Genomic DNA, 19499 nt, shown 5'->3' with positions numbered 1-19499 from the left:
TTCCAGCACGGTCAAATCGGAGCCCGGGAGGGGCGAAGATCACCCGTGGAAAAGTTTCGCCAATCCCGCGGAACCGCCGATCAGCGCCCCGACCGCTTGCTACCGTGAGTCGCCGCTCCAAGGTGAGAGTCTTTCGCCTCCACCGGCGGCCGCCCGGCTCGCAGGCGGCCCGGAGCCGCCCGCGCCGGCCGGAGACCGGCAGCTCGACACGGGGTGCCTGCCCGGAGCAGGTCCGCAGGAACACGGGGAACTCAGCGTGACCGACATCGCACCGGACGCCGGCTCGCGGCGGGACGGTAGCGCGCCCGAGGAGGAGCGCGCGTCCGAGCACCAGCCCGAAGCCGCACGGCCCGGTCCGCTGCGGCGGCTGCGCGATGGGCGGCTCGGCCCGGTGCTGCTCGGCCTGCTGTCGGTCGTGCCGCCGCTGATGATGCTGCGCGAGGTGCTGCGGTACCCGCAGATGCACTTCTTCGACTACTGGTGGGTGCTGCTCGACATCACCCGCGACGACGGCTCGCTGCGGCCGGAGGCGCTGTTCGGGTTCCGCAACGAGCACCCCTTCGTGCTGCCGAGCCTGCTGTTCTGGCTCAGCGCCCGCTACGGCCACGGCCTCAACCAGCCGCTGGGCCTGCTGATCATCGCCTTCGGCGCCGGCTGCGTGCTGCTCGTGTGGGCGATGCTGCCGAGGTCGCTGGGCAGGTGGCAGCGGGCGGCGCTGGTCGTGGCGGCCTCGACGCTGGTGTTCAACCCGCACGGCATCCACAACTACGTGCGTTCGATGAGCGGGGCGTCCTGGATCCTGGCGCTGTTGCTGGTCCTCGGGGCGCTGCTGGCGATGCAGCGCGGGCGCCCGGTGCCCGCTGTCGTCGCCGGGCTGCTCGCCTCGATCAGCTACGGGACGTCGTTCGCGGTGTGGCCCGCGCTGGCGCTGGTCGCCTGGATGCGCGGCGACCGGCGGGCCCGGGTGGTGACGCCGCTGGTCGTCGGATTCGCCGTGGTCGCGGCGTGGCTGGTGCTGCGGGGCCCGCAGGGCGGTGGCGGCGGTTCGCCGACCGACGACCCGGCGCAGGCGATGCTGGCAGGCCTGAGCATGCTCGGCATGGTCTGGACGGGCACCGAGCCCGCGATGGCGCTGCTGGCGGGCGTGGCCGGGCTCGCCGTCCTGGCCCTGCACGCCCGGGTGGCACCGGAGCACCGCGCGGCCAGTGCGGGGTGGTGGGGGCTGGCGGTCTACGCGGTCGGCTGCGCGGTGATGATCTCCGGTTCGCGCGCGGCCTTCGGCGAGTCGGCCGGCCTGCAGAGCCGGTACAACAGCATGACCGCGGCCCTGTGGATCGCGGTGCTGGTCATCGTGGTCGCCTGGGGCCGGTGGCCGAACCTGCGCAACGTCGTGGTGGGCGTCACGGTGCTGGCCACCGTCGCGCTCGGCGCCCCGATGGCCCAGTCGGTGCGCGACGACGCGCCGAACCAGCGGCTGCTCGCGGTGGCCGCACGCGTCGGCGCGCCCGACGCCTTCACCGATCGCTTCCCGGAGCCCGGGCGGCTCATCCCCCGGCTCCAGGCGCTGGGCCACTACCCCTTCTCGCCGGAGTTCACGCTGGGCTGCGGCGGAGGCGTGGAAATCGGTTCGCGGGTGGACACCTCGACCTGGCGGACACCCAGCATCGGCAGCTTCCGCGAACCGCGACCGCAGGGCTGGGACGTGATCCTCAACGTCGAGACCGACCAGGTCACCGGCGGCGCCCGGATGCTCAAGGGCTGGGCGATCTCCGGCATCGAGCGCGCCAGGTGCGTCGCGGTGCTCGACCAGAACGGGACCGTCGTGGGCGGCGGGGTGGTCGACATCCCGCGCGCGGACGCCGAGTCCCAGACGGTCGGCATCGAGATCGGCCTGGGCTTCCGCGCGGTCGCCCCGGCGGCGCCCGGGCCGCTGCGGGTCGCGTTCGGCTTCCCCGACGGCTGGTGGATCCGGCCCCTCACGGAAAGTCCGCAGAAGTCATGAGCGAGCGCCGGCCCTCCGCGCCCGAGGTGTCACTGCTGGCCCCGGCCAAGAACGAGGCCGAGAGCCTGCCCCTGCTGTTCGCCGAGATCCGCACCGCGATGGAGTCCCAGCACCGCACGTGGGAGCTGCTGGTCGTCGACGACGGCAGCACCGACGAGAGCTGGCGGGTGATCGCCGAGCAGGCCGCGGCCGACCCCCGCTTCCGGGGCATCCGGCTGCGCCGCAACTTCGGCAAGGCCGCCGCGCTGGCGGCCGGGGTCGCCGAGGTCCGGGGCGCGCTGCTGGTGACCATCGACGCCGACCTGCAGGACGACCCGGCCGAGATTCCGCGGCTGCTCGACGAGCTCGACGACGGCGCCGACCTGGTCAGCGGGCACAAGGCGCAGCGCAAGGACCCGCTGGGCAAGCGGCTGCCGTCGAAGTTCTTCAACTGGATGACCGGGATGATCACCGGCCTACGGCTGGCGGACCACAACTGCGGCCTCAAGGCCGCGCGCACCGAGGTCTACCGGCGGGTGCCGCTTTACGGCGAGCTGCACCGCTACATCCCGGCGCTCGCGTACCAGCTCGGCTACCGGGTGCGGGAGCGCGCGGTGAACCACCGGCCGAGGCTGCACGGCAGGTCCAAGTACGGCTTCGAGCGCTACGTCCGCGGCGCGCTGGACCTGCTGACGGTCGTGGCGCTCACCCGCTACGGGCGCAGGCCCGCCCACCTGTTCGGCGGGCTGGGCCTGCTCCTCGGCACGATCGGCACGCTGATCCTGCTGTACCTGACCGGTGTGTGGGTCTTCACCGAGCAGTCCATCGGGACCCGTCCGCTGCTGACGCTGGGGATGCTGCTGGAGATCTTCGCGGTGCAGATGGTCTCGCTCGGGCTGCTCGCCGAACTCGTGCTGCACCGCACCGGCCGCGACCGCGACGTCACCGTGCTGGTCGCCGACCACACCCACGACCAGTCCCGGGTGGCATGAGAAGGCTCAGCCGACGACGTGTCTGATCCCGGGGAGCCGCAGGTAGAGCTGGCTGCCCACGTTGAGCAGGACGACCGCGCCGATCCACATGGCGGTGGTGACGGCCGGGACGACGTCGACGGGCAGCGTGTAGGCCATCACGACCTTCACCGCCGCGAACACGATCAGCGCGACGCCCCACGCGAGCGTGAGCACCCGCCACACCCGCCGGAACGACGCCGAACACCGCCACCGGTCGTCCCAGTCCGCGGCGCTGTGGCCGGAGCGGGCCAAGAGCATCCGGCCGAGGGTGAACACGACCGGCCTGCGCCACAGCGTCACGAGGGCGGCCGCCCCGCACGCGGCCATCAGCCACCCGTCCCTGGCCAGCAGCGCGCGCGGGCTCCCGCTGACCAGGAACAGCACCAGGCTCACCAGCACCATCGCCAGCACGAAGACCGCGACGGGGTCGACGCGCCGCCGGGCCACGAGGCCGTAGCCGACGCGCGCCACGGGGACCACCGCGCATGCGAGCAGCGCCGGGACCTCGCCGATCCCGGCCGAACGCAGTCCGTAGTAGATGACCAGCGGCAGGACCAGGTCGGCCAGCGCGGAGATCAGCAGGTTCACCGCAGCTTCTCCCAGAAGTCCAGGCGGTGCCCGGCGGCGAAGTCGGTCCGGCCGGTCCGCCCGGGTGCCAGCGCCTGCACGTACGGGTCGGCGGGGTCGAAGCGGCCCCACGCCGGCAGGTCCGGCGAGCCGGGATCGCCGCTGCGCGCGAAGTTCGCCCAGTAGGCGTTGATCTGCTCGGCGAGACGCCACTGCTCGCTGCTCAGCGCCGCGGGCTCGCCGAGGTCGAACTGGTAGGCCACCTCGGCCGAGTGGTGCGCCCCGGGCGGGAAGCCCTCCGGGAACGGCACGATCGGCGGAGCGTCGCGGTCGGCGAACTCGTAGCAGTAGGTCGGTGTGTGCGCCGCGAGCGCGTGCGCGAGGTCCCAGGTGGCCCGCGCCCACGCCCGGTCCTCGGCGACCTGCGCCCACGCCAGGCTCGGGGTGTCGTAGTCGCTCAGCGGGTACTCACGCTCGACCTGCGCGGCCTGCCCTCCGAACGCCTCGCCGAGCAGTTGTGCGTAGCGCTCGGCGGTGACCGGCTGTCCCGCGAGGTCGAAGAACAGCGCGACGAACAGCCTGGCCTCGTCGCGGGTGCCGCCGACCACGGTCGGGACCCGGTTGAACCGGCCCGCCCGCACGGCCTCGTCCGGGGACTCCGGCAGCACGGCGTTGCCGTACGCGGGGCGGGTGAAGTACGGCGACAGCTCCAGCAGCTCGCCGACCGGGACGCGCCGCAGCTGCTCGACGGCGGTCAACTCGCGGCCCGCGTCCAGCCAGCCGCTCTGCTCGACGAAGTGCGCCGCGAGCCCGTCCAGCTCGGCGGTGGACAACCACATCGTCGGCAGGGCGGGAGTACCGGGCATCCAGGTGCCGGCCGGCGCGTCCATCAGGGTGAAGCCGCTCTGCACGACGGCGCGGTGGAACAGCCCACTCGACGACGGCGACGCCAGGTGCGCGCCGATGTTGAACGCTCCGTAGGACTCGCCGAACAGCGTGACGTTGCCCGGGTCGCCGCCGAAGGCCGCGATGTTGCGGCGCACCCAGCGCAGCGCGGCCTGCTGGTCCTCGATGCCGAAGCCGCCGCTGCCCTCCAGTCCGGGGTAGCCGAAGTAGCCGAAGATGCCCAGCCGCGAGTTCGGCGTCACCACGACGACGTCCTCCCGCACCGCGAGGCGGTGGGCGTCGAAGATCGCGCCCTCGCCGTTGGCCCCGCCACCGCCGTGCAGCCACACCATGACCGGTTTGGGGCCGGGGGTGTCCGGTGTCGTGACGTTGAGGTTCAGGCAGTCCTCGTCCAGGCTCTCGATCGCGGCGAAGACCTGCGCCGTCTGCGGGCACGGGCTGCCCGGCTCGGTGGCGTCCAGGACGTCGGCCCACGGCTGCACGGGCTGCGGCGAGCGCCAGCGCAGGCCGCCGACCGGCGGCGCCGCGTACGGGATGCCCTGGAACACCCGGTGGTCGTCGAGCACGCGGCCGCGCGCACGCCCGGAGTCCAGTTCCACGATCGCGTCGTTCATCGGCTTTCCTTCCTCGTGGCCAGGTCGAACAGGGTCACCAGCTCGCCGGCGTAGACGTCCGGGTCGGTGCCGGGCTCGACGCCGAGGTGCAGCGCCACGCCGTCGAGCGCGTGCCGCAGCGCCACCGCCATCACCCGCGGGGAGAAGTCCCGGAAGTCGCCGGCACGCTGGCCTTCGCGGAACATCTCCTCGAGCGATTCCAGCTCCTGCCGGTGCGGAGGCGCGGTGCTCTCGTCCTCGCCGCGACTGCCGAGCCACACCTCGGTCAGCGCGCGCATGTGACGGTGGTGGGTGCGGTAGAACTCGACGCTTCCCTCGATGAAGGCGCGGAGCTGCGCGGGCGGGTCGCCTGCCTGGTCGATCCGGGAGCCGACCACCTCCAGCGCGACCGCGTAGACGTCGCTGACGACCTGCCGCATCAGCTCTGCCTTGTTGCGGAAGTGGTAGGAGATCATCCCGGTGCTGCTCAGACCGGCCCTCTTGGCGATCTGCCCGAACGAGGTCTTGGCGTAACCGAGCTCGACGATGGTGTCGATCGCCGCGTCGACGATCTGCGCCCTGCGGCGCTCCTCCGTGAACGACCGCTCTTGCTTGGTCGAGCTGCCTTTTGCTCGCATGAGCAAAACCTAGCACAGACGAGCAAGGACTGTCGGCGCGATGGCGCATCATGGGTCCCGTGCAGCGCTACCTGGAACGTGCTCCCCGGCCCGAGCTCGCCGGGCTCCTGCACTGCGTCTGGACGCTGGAGTCCACCGAGGGCCGCCTCCAGCGGGTCATCCCGGACGGCTGCATCGACCTGATCTGGATCAACGGCGAGCTCCAGATGGTCGGGCCGGACACCGCGGCCAGGGTGGTGGAGCTGCCGCCCGGCACCGGCGTGGCCGGGGTCCGGATGCTGCCCGGAGCGGCCCGGCTGCTGCTCGGGGAGGTCCCGACCTCGGAACTGCTCGACCTGCAGGTTTCGCTGCCGCAGCTGTGGGGCCGGCACGGGAGGGTGTTGGCCGACCGGCTTGCCGAGGCGGAGTCACCGGCCGACACGGCCCTGCGCCTGGAGCGTTTCGCGGTGGACATGCTGCCCGGTTTCGAACGCGACCGGGCCATCGAAGCGGCGGTCGCCGCGCTCGACGGCCCGCGGCCGCCTTCGGTGCCCGAGCTGGCCGACGCGCTCGGGCTGTCCGAGCGGCACCTCCGGCGCCGCTTCACATCGGTCGTCGGCTACGGGCCGAAGACGCTGGCCGGGGTGTTGCGGATGCGGCGGGCGATGCGGCTGGACACCGGCGCCCCGGGCGGGCTGGCGGGGGTCGCCGGGGCCGTCGGCTACGCCGACCAGGCCCACATGAACCGGGAGTTCCGCCGGTTGTCCGGCCTGACCCCCGCCGACCTCCTGGGCAGCTGAGAGCCTGCTTCGACCTTCGAAGCGTCGCGGCCGCTTGGCCCACCGCCGCCACCGGCACCGCCACGCAAGGTGAGTCAAAGCGCTCAGTCGTGGGCCCGCAACGTGAGCAGGGCTTCGATGGCAACGCGCGGCCGGGCCTCGAGGTGCGCGCCGGGCGCCCACTCCCGCCACCGGACGGGCCAGCCGCCGTCCTCCTCCTGCTGGTCGGCGAGGTGGTCCAGGCCCCGCGCCAGCTCGGCGCCGGAGAACCACGAGCAGCCCAGGCTCTCCGGTGTCCTGGCGTAGTCGTACACGTGGTGCAGTTCGCCGGGTGCGTATCCCGGAGCGACCCGCGCGTCCTCGGGGCGGGCGGGGTCCAGCACGACGAGTCGCTGCTCGCGGACCAGCGTGCCGAGGCGCTGGGCAGCCGATGCCGCGCGCTGCCGTTCCGGCACGTGGTCGAGGAAGTGCAAGGCGGCCTGCACCTCGTACGGGTGCGTCTCACCGAGCGCGTCGATCCGGTCCCAGCAGAACGCCCCGGCGCGGTCCAGCCACGGGTGCTCGATCTTGTTCCGGTGCAGCGTCCCGGCGAGCAGCGCCGTCGTCAGCAGCGCGCCCGGCGGCTCGTCGTCGATGGGCATCCACGGTGCGTGCGGGTACGGGCGCAGGCTCGGGTCCACACCCGGCACGCCACCGTCCGGCCGGGTGATCGACACCAGGTAGTCGATGGCGCCGGACACCACCGGGCCCTCAGCGGCATCGATCTCGGTGAGCATCTCCAGCGCGGTCCAGGTGTGCAGTGGCTGGCTCACCGGACCCCGCGAGTCCGGCTCCAGCGCGTAGCCGAACCCGCCGTCCGCGCAGCGGTAGGGGTCGAGGGCGGCGCGCACGGCTTCCGCGCTGCCCTCGGCGAACAGGTACTCGAAGCGGCGCTGCTCGACGACCCGGGCGGTCAGCCAGACCAGCCGCGCGGTCGCGGCGACGCGATCAGCGGTGAAGCGGTTCATGCGGCGACCGTAAAGCGGAATGGCCGATCCGTTCTTGAACGAATCGGCCATTCCGCACCGGTCTACGGCTCAGGACGTCAGCTCTCGGCGGACGCTCCCGTGCTCTCGCCGCTCTCCTCCGACGTGCTCGCGGCACCGTCGGCCGCGGCGTCGGACTGCTGGCTCTGGCCGCCGTCGACAGGCGGCCCGGCCGGACGCGACGCCGCACGGCCCCGGCGCCGCGACACCGCCGCCGCGGCCGGCGGCGGCGTGCTCGGCACACCGTTGTCCTGGGAATCGGCAGGCTTCGCCGGCACGGACACCACCACCGGCGCCGCCGGTGCGCCCGCGCTGCCCGCGGGCCTGCTCACCTTGCGCCGACGTGAGCGGCCGTTGACGGCGGGCTCCGACGGCTCCGCCGCGGCCGGCTCGGGCTCCGAAGCGGGGGCCGACTCGGCAGCAGGCGTGGCCGGCTCGGGCTGCGAAGCGCTGACCGGCTCAGCGGCAGGCACGACCGCCTCGGGCTGCTCGACGACCTTCGGCGCGGCCGCCGTCACCTGCTCAGCAGGCTCCGCAGGCCGCTCGGCCTCGACGGGCTGCTCCGCCTTCGCCGGTTCGGCGGCCTTGCCAGCCTGAACCGGCTGCTTCGGCTGCTCCGACGTGGCGGCCGGTTCGCGCTCCGGCTTCTCGTGCTTCTGCGGCTTTTCCCGCTTCTCCTGCTTCGGCGCCTCGGCGGCCGGCTCGGCCTTCGCCTCCGGCTCGGCGGCGGGGGCAGTCTCCACGACCGGCGTCTCCGGCTCCTGCGACCTGCCCCGGTGGCGGTTGCGACGGCCACCGCCACCGCCACCGCCGCCACCGCTGCCGTTGGTGTGGGCGTGGGTGACCGGGTCGGTCGACACCAGCAGCCCGCGCCCGCGGCAGTGCTCGCAGGTGCTGCTGTAGGCCTCCAGCAGGCCGGTGCCGACCCGCTTGCGGGTCATCTGCACCAGGCCCAGCGAGGTCACCTCGGCGACCTGGTGCCGGGTGCGGTCGCGGCCCAGGCACTCGGTCAGCCTGCGCAGCACCAGGTCGCGGTTGGACTCCAGCACCATGTCGATGAAGTCGATGACGATGATGCCGCCGATGTCGCGCAACCGGAGCTGGCGCACGATCTCCTCGGCCGCCTCCAGGTTGTTGCGGGTGACCGTCTCCTCCAGGTTGCCCCCGGAACCGGTGAACTTGCCGGTGTTGACGTCGATCACCGTCATCGCCTCGGTGCGGTCGATGACCAGGTAGCCGCCGGAGGGCAGCCAGACCTTGCGGTCCAGCGCCTTGGCGATCTGCTCGTTGATCCGCTGCTCGGTGAACACGTCGTTCTTGGCGACGTGCTTGCTGAGCCGTCCGGCCAGGTCGGGCGCGACGTGCTTGACGTAGGCCTCGATGGTTTCCCATGCCTCGTTGCCCTGCACCGTCATGGCCGAGAAGTCCTCGGTGAACAGGTCGCGGACGACCTTGATCAGCAGGTCGGGCTCCTCGTAGAGCAGCTGCGGGGCCTGCGCCTTCGGCGAGTCGGCCTTCTCCTTGATGACCTCCCACTGGGCCTGCAGGCGGCGGACGTCGCGGTCCAGCGCCTCCTCGCTGGTGCCCTCGGAGGCGGTCCGGATGATCACGCCTGCGTTCTCCGGCACGATCCGCTTGAGGATCTCCTTGAGGCGCTTGCGCTCGTTGTCGGGCAGCTTGCGGCTGATGCCGGTGGCGCCGCCGCCCGGCACGTAGACCAGGAAGCGCCCGGGCAGGCTGATCTGCGTGGTCAGCCGCGCGCCCTTGTGGCCGACCGGGTCCTTGGTGACCTGCACCAGCACGCTGTCACCGGTGGACAGCGCCTGCTCGATGCGGCGCGCCTTGCCCGCCAGGCCGGCCGCGTCCCAGTCGACCTCACCGGCGTAGAGCACGGCGTTGCGGCCGCGGCCGATGTCGACGAAGGCCGCCTCCATGCTGGGCAGCACGTTCTGCACGCGGCCCAGGTAGACGTTGCCGACCAGGGAGCCGCTGCCCGAGGAGGTCACGAAGTTCTCGACGAGGACGTTGTCCTCCAGCACCGCGATCTGGGTCTGGTCGCCGTTCTCGCGGACGACCATCCTGCGGTCCACCGACTCACGGCGGGCCAGGAACTCCGACTCCGACAGCACCGGGGCGCGCCTGCGGCCGGCCTCCCGGCCGTCCCGGCGGCGCTGGCGCTTGGCCTCCAGCCGCGTCGACCCCTTGACCGCGCGCACCTCGTCGTCGCTGCTGTCCTGGCGGCCCTCGGGCGCGGACTCGCGGACGTGCACGACGGTGTTCGGCGGGTCGTCGTCGCGGGCACCGCTCTCGTCGTCCCCGGAGCCCTTGCGGCGGCGGCGACGGCGACGGCGGCGGTTGCCCTCCGCGGAGTCACCCTCGGTATCGGCGTCCTCGGCGGCTTCGTCGGCCTGCTGCTCGGTCGCCGGCTCGGTCTGCTCGGCCTTGCCGTCCTGGTCGGTGGTGTCGGACTCGGACGCGTCGCCCTGCTCGCCCTCGGCCCCGCGGCCACGGCCCCGGCCGCGGCGGCCGCGGCGGCGACGGCGGCGGCCACCCTGGTCGCCGTCGTCCTCGCCGGTGTCGGCGGACTCGGACTGCTGGGGCGCCTCGGTCTCGGTCTCCTGCTGCTCCTCGGCCTGGGCCTGCTTCTGCTCAGGCTGGGTCTGCTTCTGCTCAGGCTGGGCCTGCTTCTGCTCCGGCTCGGGCTTGGCGGGCGCGGTCTGCGGATCCGGGGCCAGGAACATCGCCTGCGGCGCGGCGAACACCGGGGTCAGGCCGGGTGCGCCGCTGCGGGTGGGCTCGGGGTCCTGGGCGGCGAGGAAGCCCGGGGCAGGCGCCTTGACCGGCGCGGCCCCGGCCGACTCGTCCCCGGCGGACTTGGTCTCAGCGGACTTGCTCTCGGCGGCAGTTCCCGCGGCCTTGCCTTCGCCGGACTCCTCCTGGCGCGCGGGCTGGGCCTGCTGCTTCTCGGACTCGGCTCCCGCCTGCGCCTGCTGCCCGGCGGCAGCCTGGGCGGGCTCCTCCGGCTTGCCGGTGGCCTTCTGCCGGGGAGTCTCCTCGGACTCCTCCGCGGCACCCCCGGCGTCCTGCTCCGGCTCGGCGATCTGTTCGGGATGCAGGGTCCGGACGACCTGCATCGCGACCTCGCGGGTGATGTTCGACTGCGCGCTTCGCACCGACTCGCCGAGCGACTCCAGCGTCGTGATGATCTCGCGGCTGCTCGCTCCGAGCAGCTTGGCCAGCGCGTGCACCCGCAGCTTCGCGGGCAGTTCGAAGGTCCCCTGATCTTCCTGGGTAGGTGTGGGCGATGGCCCGCTGGCGCTTCCAGCGGGCGTATCCATGTTCAACATCCAGCTCCTCCGCCCCCGGGCGCGTCCCGCGACGCGGCCGCACAGAGGCATGTGCGATCTTTTCGTTTCCGCCGCCCTCGGGCGACGGCAATTCTGTTGGTCCCCCCGCCCCGGATCTCGGTGAGCCGGGAAGTCACACGGCGGGTCCGACGACGTCCGCGCCGTCCGTCACCCCGCCGCGGGCTCCCCCGCTGGACTCCGGTCGCCGCCTGAGTCCTTGGCCAACGGGTCGGCAAGCCCTCCGGAGTCGTCGAGCCTGCCTTGCGCCAGCCGGGTCGCTCTCGCGGCGGCCGACGGCGTCAGACCGGCGACGACCTGAAGGGCGCTCAGTACGTCGTCGGGTCGTACGACCGGTGTTGTCTGCCGCACGACCGTTACAAGTATCCCATACGGTCCGGGCGCGCTCGGCCAATCGTCCACCTGGGCGGTGACGGAACGAATCCGGTCACTCAGCGCAGTCGGATCGGAACGGTCCAGCACCGCGGCGTCGATCAGCGCGGCCCGTGCGTCGATGCTGCGGCGGCCGTCCTTGGTCATCCGCTCCACCTCGACGCTGTCGGCCGCGAGCAGCTTCGCCGCCGCCTCCCGCAGCTCGTCATCGCCAACCCCGGGTACCTCGATCAGCCAGCGGCTGACCTCCAGCCGCTCCGCGAGCGGACCGGGCGCCGCCTCGACCGCCTCCAGCAGGTCGACGCCGTCGGGCAGCGCCGCGTCCAGCTCGCGACGCAGCAGCTCGGGGTCGACCTGGCGGACGAGCTGGAGCTCGACGTACTCGGCCTCGCTCGACACGCCGGTGGGCACCGCGCCGGCCCACGACACCTTGGGGTGCGGGCTGAAGCCCTGGGAGTAGGCCATCGGCACGCCCGCGCGCCGCAGCGCGCGCTCGAAGGCCCTGGCCAGGTCGCGGTGCGAGGTGAAGCGCAGCCTGCCGCGCTTGGCGTAGCGCAGCCGCAGCTTCTGCACCGGCGGCGCAGAGGGGTTGGGATGATCTCGTCGACTCAGAATGCCCTCCCGCGCGTGTCGCCTACGGCCCTGGTTGGTCGTGGTCGGTGGTTGCCTTGACAACCGCAAGTGTGACAAGCCGCCCCTGCCTCGGGCCAGCAAGGTGGCGGGTGCCCAGGTCGGGCCGGGTTGGCTTGTGGGTCGAGCCCGGGCTGGCTAGCGTCCCGCCCGGGTCGGAGTGCGGGTGACCACGACCGGGGAGCACCGATGGGGGTCAGCAGGGCTGGGCGGGCGCTGCGGGGCGCGTGCCGGCTCCTCGTCGCCGCGATGCTGGCCGTGCTGTGCGCGCCGCCCGCGGCAGCCGCGCCTGACTGCGCGGAGCAGGGCCCCGCGTTGCGCTACGTGGTGCTGTTCGAGCCCGGGACCGCTGTCGGCACCGCCGGGCGGGATATGAGCGATCGCTGCGGGACGCTGGCGGCCTACTACCCGGCCATCGGCGTGGGCGTCGTCGACTCCGCCGACCCCCGCTTCGAGCAGCTCGTCGGCACCGACCGCGCCTACAGCGCGGAGGGCGAGCAGCGCGAGCGCGCGGCCGCCGACGGGCAGAGCACGGCCCCGCTCCCCGGCCCGGCGAACGCCCAGACCTGGCAAAGCCTGAGCGCACCGCTGGTCACCGCGATGGCGGGCACCGCAGGATCGGCCGCCGCAGCACCAAGCGCCGCAACACCGGTCACCCCGGCACCAGGCACCACGGGACCGGCCCCCGCTCCCGCCGGCGGCTGGAACACGGCGGCGGTGCGAGCCCCCGAGGCGCATGCGATCACCACGGTCGGCGCCGACATCGTCGTCGGGGTGCTCGACACGGGCGTGGACGGCACGCACCCCGAGCTCGCCGCGGCCTTCGACCCGTCCCGCTCCGCCGACTGCCTCTCCCCCGCCCGACCCGACCGCTCCCCCGGCGCCAGGAGCTCACCGCACGGCACCCACGTCGCGGGCATCGTCGCGGCGGCCGACGACGGGGCGGGCACCACCGGGGTCGCCCCGGGTGTGCGGGTCGCGTCGGTGCGGGTCGTGGACGAGGCCGGCTACGTCAACCCCGAGTACGCGGTTTGCGGATTCATGTGGGCTGCCGAGCACGGCATCCGCGTCGTCAACAGCAGCTTCCTCGTCGGCTCCGCGGCGCAGGGTTGCACCGGCGAGGGCTCCGCCGTCCCCCGCGAGGCAGTGCGCCGCGCCGTCGAGCACGCCACCTCGCGCGGTGTGCTGACCGTCGCCGCAGTGGGCAACGAGCGCCTCGACCTCTCCGCCGCCCGGCGCCCCGACTGCGACGCGGTGCCGGTCGGCCTGGACGACGTCGTCGCGGTCTCCGCCGTGGGACACGACGGGGTCAAGGCCGGATACAGCTCCTACGGCCTGGGCGAGGTCGACATCACAGCGCCCGGTGGCGAGAGCCGCGTCCCGGGCCGCGCGGGCTGCGTGCTGTCGACCGTGCCCGGCGCCGGCTACGACCGGGCCTGCGGCACGTCGATGGCCGCGCCGCACGTCTCGGGCGTGGCCGCCCTGCTGGCGTCGCGGCACCCGGACGCCGGGCCGCGCGAGCTCACCCGGATGCTGCTCGCGAGCACGACTCCGATGGGGTGCCCGAGCGACTACGACCTCAACTCCGACAGCGCCCAGGACGCGCTGTGCCGCGGTTACGCCGCCTACAACGGCTTCTACGGCCACGGCATGGTCGACGCTCGCCGGGCCGTCACCGGCTGAGCGCGCTCAGCCCTGCGAGAAGGCCTCGTTGGTCACCGGCGAGCCCTGACCGACCGGCGAGATCGGCAGCAGCTTGCGGCCGGTGGGACCGACCTCGATGTCGGTGCCCATCGTCGGGCACACGCCGCAGTCGAAGCACGGCGTCCAGCGGCAGTCGTCCTGCTCGCGGGCCTCGAGCGCGTCCTGCCAGTCGGCCCACAGCCACTCCTTGTCCAGACCGGAGTCGAGGTGGTCCCACGGCAGCACCTCGCCCTCGTGGCGCTCGCGGGTGGTGAACCAGTCCAGGTCCACGCCCAGCGGCTTCAGCTCGGCCTGCGCGCAGTCGACCCAGCGCTGGTAGGAGAAGTGCTCGTTCCAGCCGTCGAACCGGCCGCCCTCGCGCCACACCCGCTCGATCACGCGGCCGAGCCTTCGGTCGCCGCGCGAGAGCAGGCCCTCCACCAGCGACGGCTTGCCGTCGTGGTAGCGCATGCCGATGTTGCGGCCCAGGCTGCGGTCGGAGTTGACCGCCTGGCGAAGCTTGCGCAGCCGCTCGTCGACGGTGTCCGGGTCGCACTGGGACGCCCACTGGAACGGGGTGTGCGGCTTGGGCACGAACCCGCCGATGGAGATCGTGCAGCGGATGTCCTTGCGCCCGGACACCGCGCGCCCGGCGCGGATGACCTCCTTGGCCATCTCGGCGATCTGCAGCACGTCCTCGTCGGTCTCGGTCGGCAGGCCGCACATGAAGTACAGCTTGACCTGCCGCCAGCCGTTGGCGAAGGCCGCCGACACGGTGCGGATCAGGTCCTCCTCGGAGACCATCTTGTTGATCACGCGCCGGATCCGCTCGCTGCCGCCCTCGGGGGCGAAGGTCAGCCCGGAGCGGCGGCCGTTGCGGGACAGCTCGTTGGCTAGGTCGATGTTGAAGGCGTCCACCCGCGTCGACGGCAGCGAGAGACCGGTGCCGGTGCCCTCGTAGCGGTCGGCCAGGCCCTTGGTGATGTCGGCGATCTCGGAGTGGTCGGCGGAGCTGAGCGACAGCAGCCCGACCTCCTCGAAGCCGGTCGCTTCCAAGCCGCGCTGGACCATCTCGCCGATGCCCTCGATGGAGCGCTCGCGGACCGGCCGGGTGATCATGCCCGCCTGGCAGAAGCGGCAGCCGCGGGTGCAGCCGCGGAAGATCTCCACGCTCATCCGCTCGTGCACGCTCTCGGCCAGCGGCACCAGCGGCTTCTTCGGGTAGGGCCAGTCGTCGAGCTCCCTCGTGGTGCGCTTGAACACCCGGTAGGGCACGCGCTCCTCGTTCGGCACGACCGACTCGATGACGCCGTCGGCGCCGTAGGAGACGTCGTAGAACTTCGGCACGTACACGCCGCCGCTCTCGGCCAGCCGAAGCAGCAGCTCGTCCCGGCCGCCCGGCTCGCCCTCGGCCTTCCACTTCCGGATGGCCTCGGTGACCTCGAGGACCGCCTCCTCGCCGTCGCCGAGCACGGCGGCGTCCAGGAAGTCCGCGATCGGCTCGGGGTTGAACGCCGCGTGGCCGCCGGCCAGGACGATCGGGTGCTCGCCGGTGCGGTCGGCCGCGTGCAGCGGGATGCCCGCCAGGTCGAGCGCGCTGAGCAGGTTGGTGTAGCCGAGCTCGGTGGCGAAGCTGACGCCGAGCACGTCGAAGGCGCCGACGGGCCGGTGGTTGTCGACGGTGAACTGCGGGATGCCGTGCTCGCGCATGAGGGCCTCGAGGTCCGGCCACACCGAGTAGGTGCGCTCGGCGAGCACGTCGGGCTGCTCGTTGAGGATCTCGTAGAGGATCATGACGCCCTGGTTGGGCAGCCCGACCTCGTAGGCGTCCGGGTACATCAGACACCACCGCACGGAGGTGTCGTCCCAGTCCTTGGCGGTCGAGTTCAGCTCGCCGCCCACGTACTGCACGGGCTTGGAGACGCGCGGCAGCAGCGGCTCCAAGCGGTCGAAAACGGACTCCACGCTCACCGGTTCAGCGTACGTGCCGCGCTCTCGCGCCCGACGAAGGCGTACGGGTTCAGTGCGGTGCCGGAGCCCGCACCGAACCCCGCGAGCACCCGGCGCCCCGGCGGGCGGCCGAGCCGGGCGGCGAGGCCGCGGCGCGCACCGGACGCGCTGGTCAGACGTCCCGGGTGAACCAGATCCGGTCGCGGTCGTCGCCGTCGGCGACGCGGACCGACCGCTCCCAGCGGCCCGACACCGTCCAGCCCAGGCCGGTGTAGAAGCGCTCCAGGTCGTGTCCGCCGCGGGCCACGAGCTCGAGCTTCTCCAGCCCCAGCGCCTGGGCGTGCGCCACGGCGGCGTCGTGCAGCTTGCGGCCCCAGCCCTGCCCCTGCAGGTCGGGGTCGACCATGAGCAGCAGCAGCTCACCGGTGTGCCGCCGCACCGGGTAGCTACCCGGCACCAGCACCGCGACGCCGACGAGCACGTGCTCACGTCCGATGGTCAGCAGGTGCGCGCGCTTGCCCGCGACGTCGTCGACGACCGACTGGGCCGCCTCGCGCACCTCCTCCACCGGGTCGGCGGGGGTGAAGCCGACGCCGCCGCCCGCCACCGTGACCCGGCCCCAGAGGTCGGCCAGGCCGTCGACGAGGCCGGGGTGCGGCGTGTCCACCCGGTGCGGACCGGTGATGAACACGTCCTCGCCCACGCGGCTCAGAGCTCCGGGAACCAGAGCTTGATCTCGCGCTCGGCGGACTCCACGGAGTCCGAGCCGTGCACCAGGTTGTACTGGACCTCCAGGCCGTAGTCGCCGCGGATGCTGCCCGGGGCGGCCTTGTCCACCGGGTCGGTGCCGCCGGCGAGCTGGCGGAACGCCGAGATCGCCCGCGGGCCCTCCACGACGGCGGCCACGACCGGGCCGGAGGTGATGAACTCGAGCAGGCTGCCGAAGAACGGCTTGCCGTCGTGCTCGGCGTAGTGCTGCTCGGCGAGCTGCTGCTCGACCTGGCGCAGCTCCAGGGCGACCAGCTTCAGGCCCTTGCGCTCGATGCGGCCGATGACCTCGCCGACCAGTCCCCGCTCGACCCCGTCGGGCTTCACCAGGACCAGGGTGCGCTCGCTCACGAGTGTTTCTCCTTCTGTGCCGGGGCGGCGGTGTGCGTCCGGCCACCTACGCCCGATTTGCCGCCAGGGTATCGATTCCGGTGGTCCCGGCCGTGCCCGGGGAGACCCGGGTGGCCGCGATGAGCCACTGGTGCGTGCGAGGTCAGGGGTGACGCCCGGCGCCCGCTCGCCGCCCGGCCGGCCGGTGCCGGGCAGCGAGCCGTCTCTCCGGGCGCTCGCGCCTGCGGTCAGCGCCGCGGGTCGAGCGTGGTCGACCACAGGGACTTGCCCGCGGCGTCGCGCAGGTCCACGGTCAGCCTCCGGGACCGGGAGTCGATGTTGACCTCGCCGAAGTGCTGGAAGCCCTCCAGCGGCGACGCTCCCTGGCGGGTCGGCGCGCTGACGAAGACCTGCTCGGGGCCGAAGGTCGGGTCCAGCTCGCTCGGGCCGAAGGCACCGGCGTGCAGCGGTCCGGAGACGAACTCCCAGAACGGGTCGAAGCCGTCGAAGGCCGCGCGCTCCGGCGAGTAGCGGATGGCCGCCGAGTAGTGCACGTCGGCGGTCAGCCAGACGACGTTGCGGACCTGGCGGCGGGCGGTCTCGGCGAGCACCCAGGCCAGCTCAGCCTCCCGGCCGTTGGGCGCGCCGGGCAGGCCGTTGGCGACGGCCTCGATCTTGTCGCCGTCGGGCACGATGATGCCGATCGGCATGTCCGAGGCGATGACCTTCCAGGTCGCGCGGGACCGGGACAGCTCGTCGACCAGCCACCGCGCCTGCCGCTCGCCGAGGATGCGCTCCGCCCGCGTGCCCTCCGAGTTCGGGTCGCGGTAGCTGCGCATGTCGAGCACGAAGACGTCGAGCAGCGGGCCGTGCCCGACCTTGCGGTAGACCCGGCCGTCCACGGCGTCCTGCCGCCGCACCGGCTGCCACTCGTGGAAGGCCTGGAACGCGCGCTGGGCGAGCACGTCGACCCGCTTCTCGGTGTACTCGGGCTTGTCGAGGATCTCGCCGGGGTACCAGTTGTTGGTGACCTCGTGGTCGTCCCACTGCACCAGTTGCGGGACGTGGGCGGCGAAGCGCCGCACGTTCTCGTCCAGCAGGTTGTAGGCGAACTGGCCGCGGTATTCGGCCAGCGTCTCGGCGACCTTCGACTTTTCCGGGGTGACGACGTTGCGCCACACCCGTCCGTCAGGCAACGTCACCGACTCCTTCAGCGGCCCATCGGCGTAGACGGTGTCGCCGCTGTGCAGGAAGAAGTCCGGGTTGCGCGCGGCCATCGCGGAGTAGATCGTCATGCCGCCGATGTCGGGGTTGATGCCCCAGCCCTGGCCGACCACGTCACCGGACCACAGGAACCGCACGTCGCGCGGCTGCCGGGGCACGGTGCGGAAGCTGCCCGCCAGCGGCTCGCTGCCCACACGCCCGTCGAGGTCCTCGGCGACGACGCGGTAGTGGAACTGCCGGCCGGGCGGGAGGCCCCGCAGCAGGACCTCGCCGGTGCCGTCGGTCTCCGGTGTGAGCAGCGGGCCCGGGACGCGCCGGGCGTCGGCGAACCCGGGGTCCTGGCTGATCTCGACGAACATCCGCGACGGGCGGTCCGCCCGGGTCCAGACCACGGCGCCGTCCGGGCGCGGGTCGCCGAGCTGCACGCCGTGGGTCAGCAGCGGCCGGTCGGGGCGGGCGAAGGCGGGCGCGGCGCCTGCCGCGCGCGGCAGGAGCAGGCCGGCGGCGAGGGCTCCGGCGCCGGCCGCGGAGCCGCGCAGCAGCGCGCGGCGGTTGAGGCGGTGGGAGGCAGATTCGGGGTGCATGCGGTCGTTCTAATCGTGCTCGGCGGCCGGTCCGCCACCGGAAGTTGACGAACAGCTGAACTCCCGGGGCGGATGTGCCGTGCCGCCCATCGCGGGGTCTCCGGGGGCATCCCGCCCGGGAGACCGTGCGTCCGCACGCGGCATGGCTCGTGCGACGTCCACTTCGAGCGTTCCGCACTTCAACGAATCCGATATTCCCGGGCGGGCGGCATTTCCCGCGCACGACACAACGCCGGCCCGGCGCGTCGTTGCGCCGGGCCGGGCGTCATGGCTCCACTGCGAGTGCCAGGAGGTGCGGAACTACCGGATCAGTCCTCGTCTTCCTGCGACGCGTCCTGGTCCTGCTCGGTGCCGTTGTCGTTCTCCGACGCGGACCAGTTCTGGGCGCTCTGGTCCCCGCCCTTGCCACCAACGACCCACTGGGCCTGGTTGATCTCCTGGCCGGTCTTGTTGCTCTGGTCGGTCTTGTTGTCCTGGTCCTGGTCCTGCACCTGGACCGTGTCGTCGCCCTTCTTGCCGTGCTTGTGACCGTGGTCGCCGTCGGCGAGCGCCATGCCGGAAGCTCCGAACAGCACCGGCAGTGCCAGAGCAGTGGCAGCGACGAGGCGCGTGGCAGTCCGCATAACTAGTATCCCCTTCACATCTCCGAATATTGCAGAGAACACCCGCAAGAATTCCGCGACGAAGGCCGCCCGCTGCGGACCAACACCTCGGTTTCCCTTCGGGATTCCATTTAAAGACCCGCCATTTGCGGATCAACTAGAAGATATCGCCGCGGACCTGGCACGCCGCAACCCGAACCATTGTCGATCACCTCATGTGATGATGAACATCCAGTGGATCACATAATTCCCCCAACCCTGATTACGACCGGACGAGTTACAACACTGCGGAGCGCAGCGAACCCGGCCGCACCGCCCGCCCTCCGACTACACGAACGAGCAAGCCGAAACCTCTCGGGGCAAGATGCGATCACGGCCCGTTCCGAAGTTCGCGAATCGACGTCGGGTTGCAAACCTCGCGATCAAGGAAACCCGCCAAATCCCTGGCTGGAGAGATCAACAATTCCCCAATGGAACCCCGCGGCCCCGGGCGATCATCCGCCTACCGGG

Annotated in this window: 15 protein-coding genes; 4 read left to right on the top strand and 11 right to left on the bottom strand. The window is 72.6% G+C overall.

From position 1 onward, the window contains the following. The first annotated feature begins 256 nt into the window (after positions 1–256). Complete coding sequence (locus HUO13_RS09425) at positions 257–2002, top strand: hypothetical protein (RefSeq protein ID WP_211901037.1); 1746 nt, start codon at positions 257–259, stop codon at positions 2000–2002. Then, a complete protein-coding gene (locus HUO13_RS09420; RefSeq protein WP_211901036.1) occupies positions 1999–2973 on the top strand; it encodes a glycosyltransferase family 2 protein in 975 nt (324 codons plus the stop codon). The genes HUO13_RS09425 and HUO13_RS09420 overlap by 4 nt, the downstream gene beginning before the upstream one ends. Before the next feature lie 6 nt (positions 2974–2979). Here the strand turns inward: HUO13_RS09420 and HUO13_RS09415 are convergent, their stop codons facing one another. Genes HUO13_RS09415 through HUO13_RS09405 form a run of 3 tightly spaced genes read right to left on the bottom strand, consistent with a single transcriptional unit; the run spans position 2980 to position 5698 of the window. Continuing rightward, positions 2980–3582: a VC0807 family protein gene (locus tag HUO13_RS09415; RefSeq protein ID WP_211901035.1), complete on the bottom strand. Its 603-nt coding sequence runs from the start codon at positions 3580–3582 to the stop codon at positions 2980–2982. Then, on the bottom strand, positions 3579–5081 hold the full coding sequence (locus HUO13_RS09410) for a carboxylesterase/lipase family protein (protein ID WP_211901034.1): 1503 nt from the start codon (positions 5079–5081) through the stop codon (positions 3579–3581). Before HUO13_RS09410 ends, HUO13_RS09415 begins: the two co-directional genes overlap by 4 nt. Further along, positions 5078–5698 (bottom strand): TetR/AcrR family transcriptional regulator, encoded by a 621-nt coding sequence (locus tag HUO13_RS09405; RefSeq protein WP_211901033.1) that lies wholly within the window; start codon positions 5696–5698, stop codon positions 5078–5080. Before HUO13_RS09405 ends, HUO13_RS09410 begins: the two co-directional genes overlap by 4 nt. Positions 5699–5748: 50 nt before the next feature. Between HUO13_RS09405 and HUO13_RS09400 the strand changes: the two genes are divergently transcribed. Further along, positions 5749–6477, top strand: a complete 729-nt coding sequence (locus tag HUO13_RS09400) for a helix-turn-helix transcriptional regulator (protein WP_211901032.1) — start codon at positions 5749–5751, stop codon at positions 6475–6477. A gap of 83 nt (positions 6478–6560) precedes the next feature. Here the strand turns inward: HUO13_RS09400 and HUO13_RS09395 are convergent, their stop codons facing one another. The 3 genes from HUO13_RS09395 to HUO13_RS09385 all read right to left on the bottom strand — a co-directional run bounded on the left by HUO13_RS09395 (position 6561) and on the right by HUO13_RS09385 (position 11791). Then, positions 6561–7463 (bottom strand): hypothetical protein, encoded by a 903-nt coding sequence (locus HUO13_RS09395; protein WP_211901031.1) that lies wholly within the window; start codon positions 7461–7463, stop codon positions 6561–6563. A 77-nt stretch (positions 7464–7540) separates the two neighbouring features. After that, positions 7541–10828: a translation initiation factor IF-2 N-terminal domain-containing protein gene (locus HUO13_RS09390; RefSeq protein WP_211901030.1), complete on the bottom strand. Its 3288-nt coding sequence runs from the start codon at positions 10826–10828 to the stop codon at positions 7541–7543. 168 nt (positions 10829–10996) lie between these two features. Next, entirely contained in the window at positions 10997–11791 is a 795-nt protein-coding gene (locus HUO13_RS09385) for a TIGR03936 family radical SAM-associated protein (RefSeq protein ID WP_211901029.1), read from the bottom strand. Between the two features lie 246 nt (positions 11792–12037). On the opposite strand from HUO13_RS09385, the gene HUO13_RS09380 reads away from it, so the two are divergent. After that, positions 12038–13531: a S8 family peptidase gene (locus HUO13_RS09380; RefSeq protein WP_211901028.1), complete on the top strand. Its 1494-nt coding sequence runs from the start codon at positions 12038–12040 to the stop codon at positions 13529–13531. A 6-nt stretch (positions 13532–13537) separates the two neighbouring features. On the opposite strand, the gene HUO13_RS09375 is transcribed toward HUO13_RS09380, so the two are convergent. The 5 genes from HUO13_RS09375 to HUO13_RS09355 form a co-directional block, all read right to left on the bottom strand. Then, entirely contained in the window at positions 13538–15502 is a 1965-nt protein-coding gene (locus HUO13_RS09375) for a TIGR03960 family B12-binding radical SAM protein (RefSeq protein WP_211901027.1), read from the bottom strand. A 151-nt stretch (positions 15503–15653) separates the two neighbouring features. Continuing rightward, a complete protein-coding gene (locus HUO13_RS09370; protein WP_211901026.1) occupies positions 15654–16184 on the bottom strand; it encodes a GNAT family N-acetyltransferase in 531 nt (176 codons plus the stop codon). A gap of 5 nt (positions 16185–16189) precedes the next feature. Continuing rightward, positions 16190–16600, bottom strand: coding sequence for a nucleoside-diphosphate kinase (ndk, locus tag HUO13_RS09365; RefSeq protein WP_211901025.1), 411 nt, complete (start codon positions 16598–16600; stop codon positions 16190–16192). A gap of 227 nt (positions 16601–16827) precedes the next feature. Further along, complete coding sequence (locus tag HUO13_RS09360; protein ID WP_211901024.1) at positions 16828–18387, bottom strand: alkaline phosphatase D family protein; 1560 nt, start codon at positions 18385–18387, stop codon at positions 16828–16830. A 308-nt stretch (positions 18388–18695) separates the two neighbouring features. After that, positions 18696–19010, bottom strand: coding sequence for a hypothetical protein (locus tag HUO13_RS09355; RefSeq protein WP_211901023.1), 315 nt, complete (start codon positions 19008–19010; stop codon positions 18696–18698). Positions 19011–19499: the final 489 nt, after the last annotated feature.

The sequence above is a fragment of the Saccharopolyspora erythraea genome, assembly GCF_018141105.1.
Lineage (GTDB): Bacteria > Actinomycetota > Actinomycetes > Mycobacteriales > Pseudonocardiaceae > Saccharopolyspora_D > Saccharopolyspora_D erythraea_A.
Note: the sequence above shows the minus strand (reverse complement) of the source record. Positions and strands in the feature narration are given on the sequence as shown.

Bases quoted from the DNA above. Each gene is read 5' to 3' on its own strand.
- HUO13_RS09420 (WP_211901036.1), top strand. From the start codon at position 1,999: ATGAGCGAGCGCCGGCCCTCCGCGCCCGAGGTGTCACTGCTGGCCCCG.
- HUO13_RS09410 (WP_211901034.1), bottom strand. From the start codon at position 5,081: ATGAACGACGCGATCGTGGAACTGGACTCCGGGCGTGCGCGCGGCCGC.
- HUO13_RS09405 (WP_211901033.1), bottom strand. From the start codon at position 5,698: ATGCGAGCAAAAGGCAGCTCGACCAAGCAAGAGCGGTCGTTCACGGAG.
- HUO13_RS09400 (WP_211901032.1), top strand. From the start codon at position 5,749: ATGGGTCCCGTGCAGCGCTACCTGGAACGTGCTCCCCGGCCCGAGCTC.
- HUO13_RS09395 (WP_211901031.1), bottom strand. From the start codon at position 7,463: ATGAACCGCTTCACCGCTGATCGCGTCGCCGCGACCGCGCGGCTGGTC.
- HUO13_RS09390 (WP_211901030.1), bottom strand. From the start codon at position 10,828: ATGTTGAACATGGATACGCCCGCTGGAAGCGCCAGCGGGCCATCGCCC.
- HUO13_RS09380 (WP_211901028.1), top strand. From the start codon at position 12,038: ATGGGGGTCAGCAGGGCTGGGCGGGCGCTGCGGGGCGCGTGCCGGCTC.
- HUO13_RS09360 (WP_211901024.1), bottom strand. From the start codon at position 18,387: ATGCACCCCGAATCTGCCTCCCACCGCCTCAACCGCCGCGCGCTGCTG.
- HUO13_RS09355 (WP_211901023.1), bottom strand. From the start codon at position 19,010: ATGCGGACTGCCACGCGCCTCGTCGCTGCCACTGCTCTGGCACTGCCG.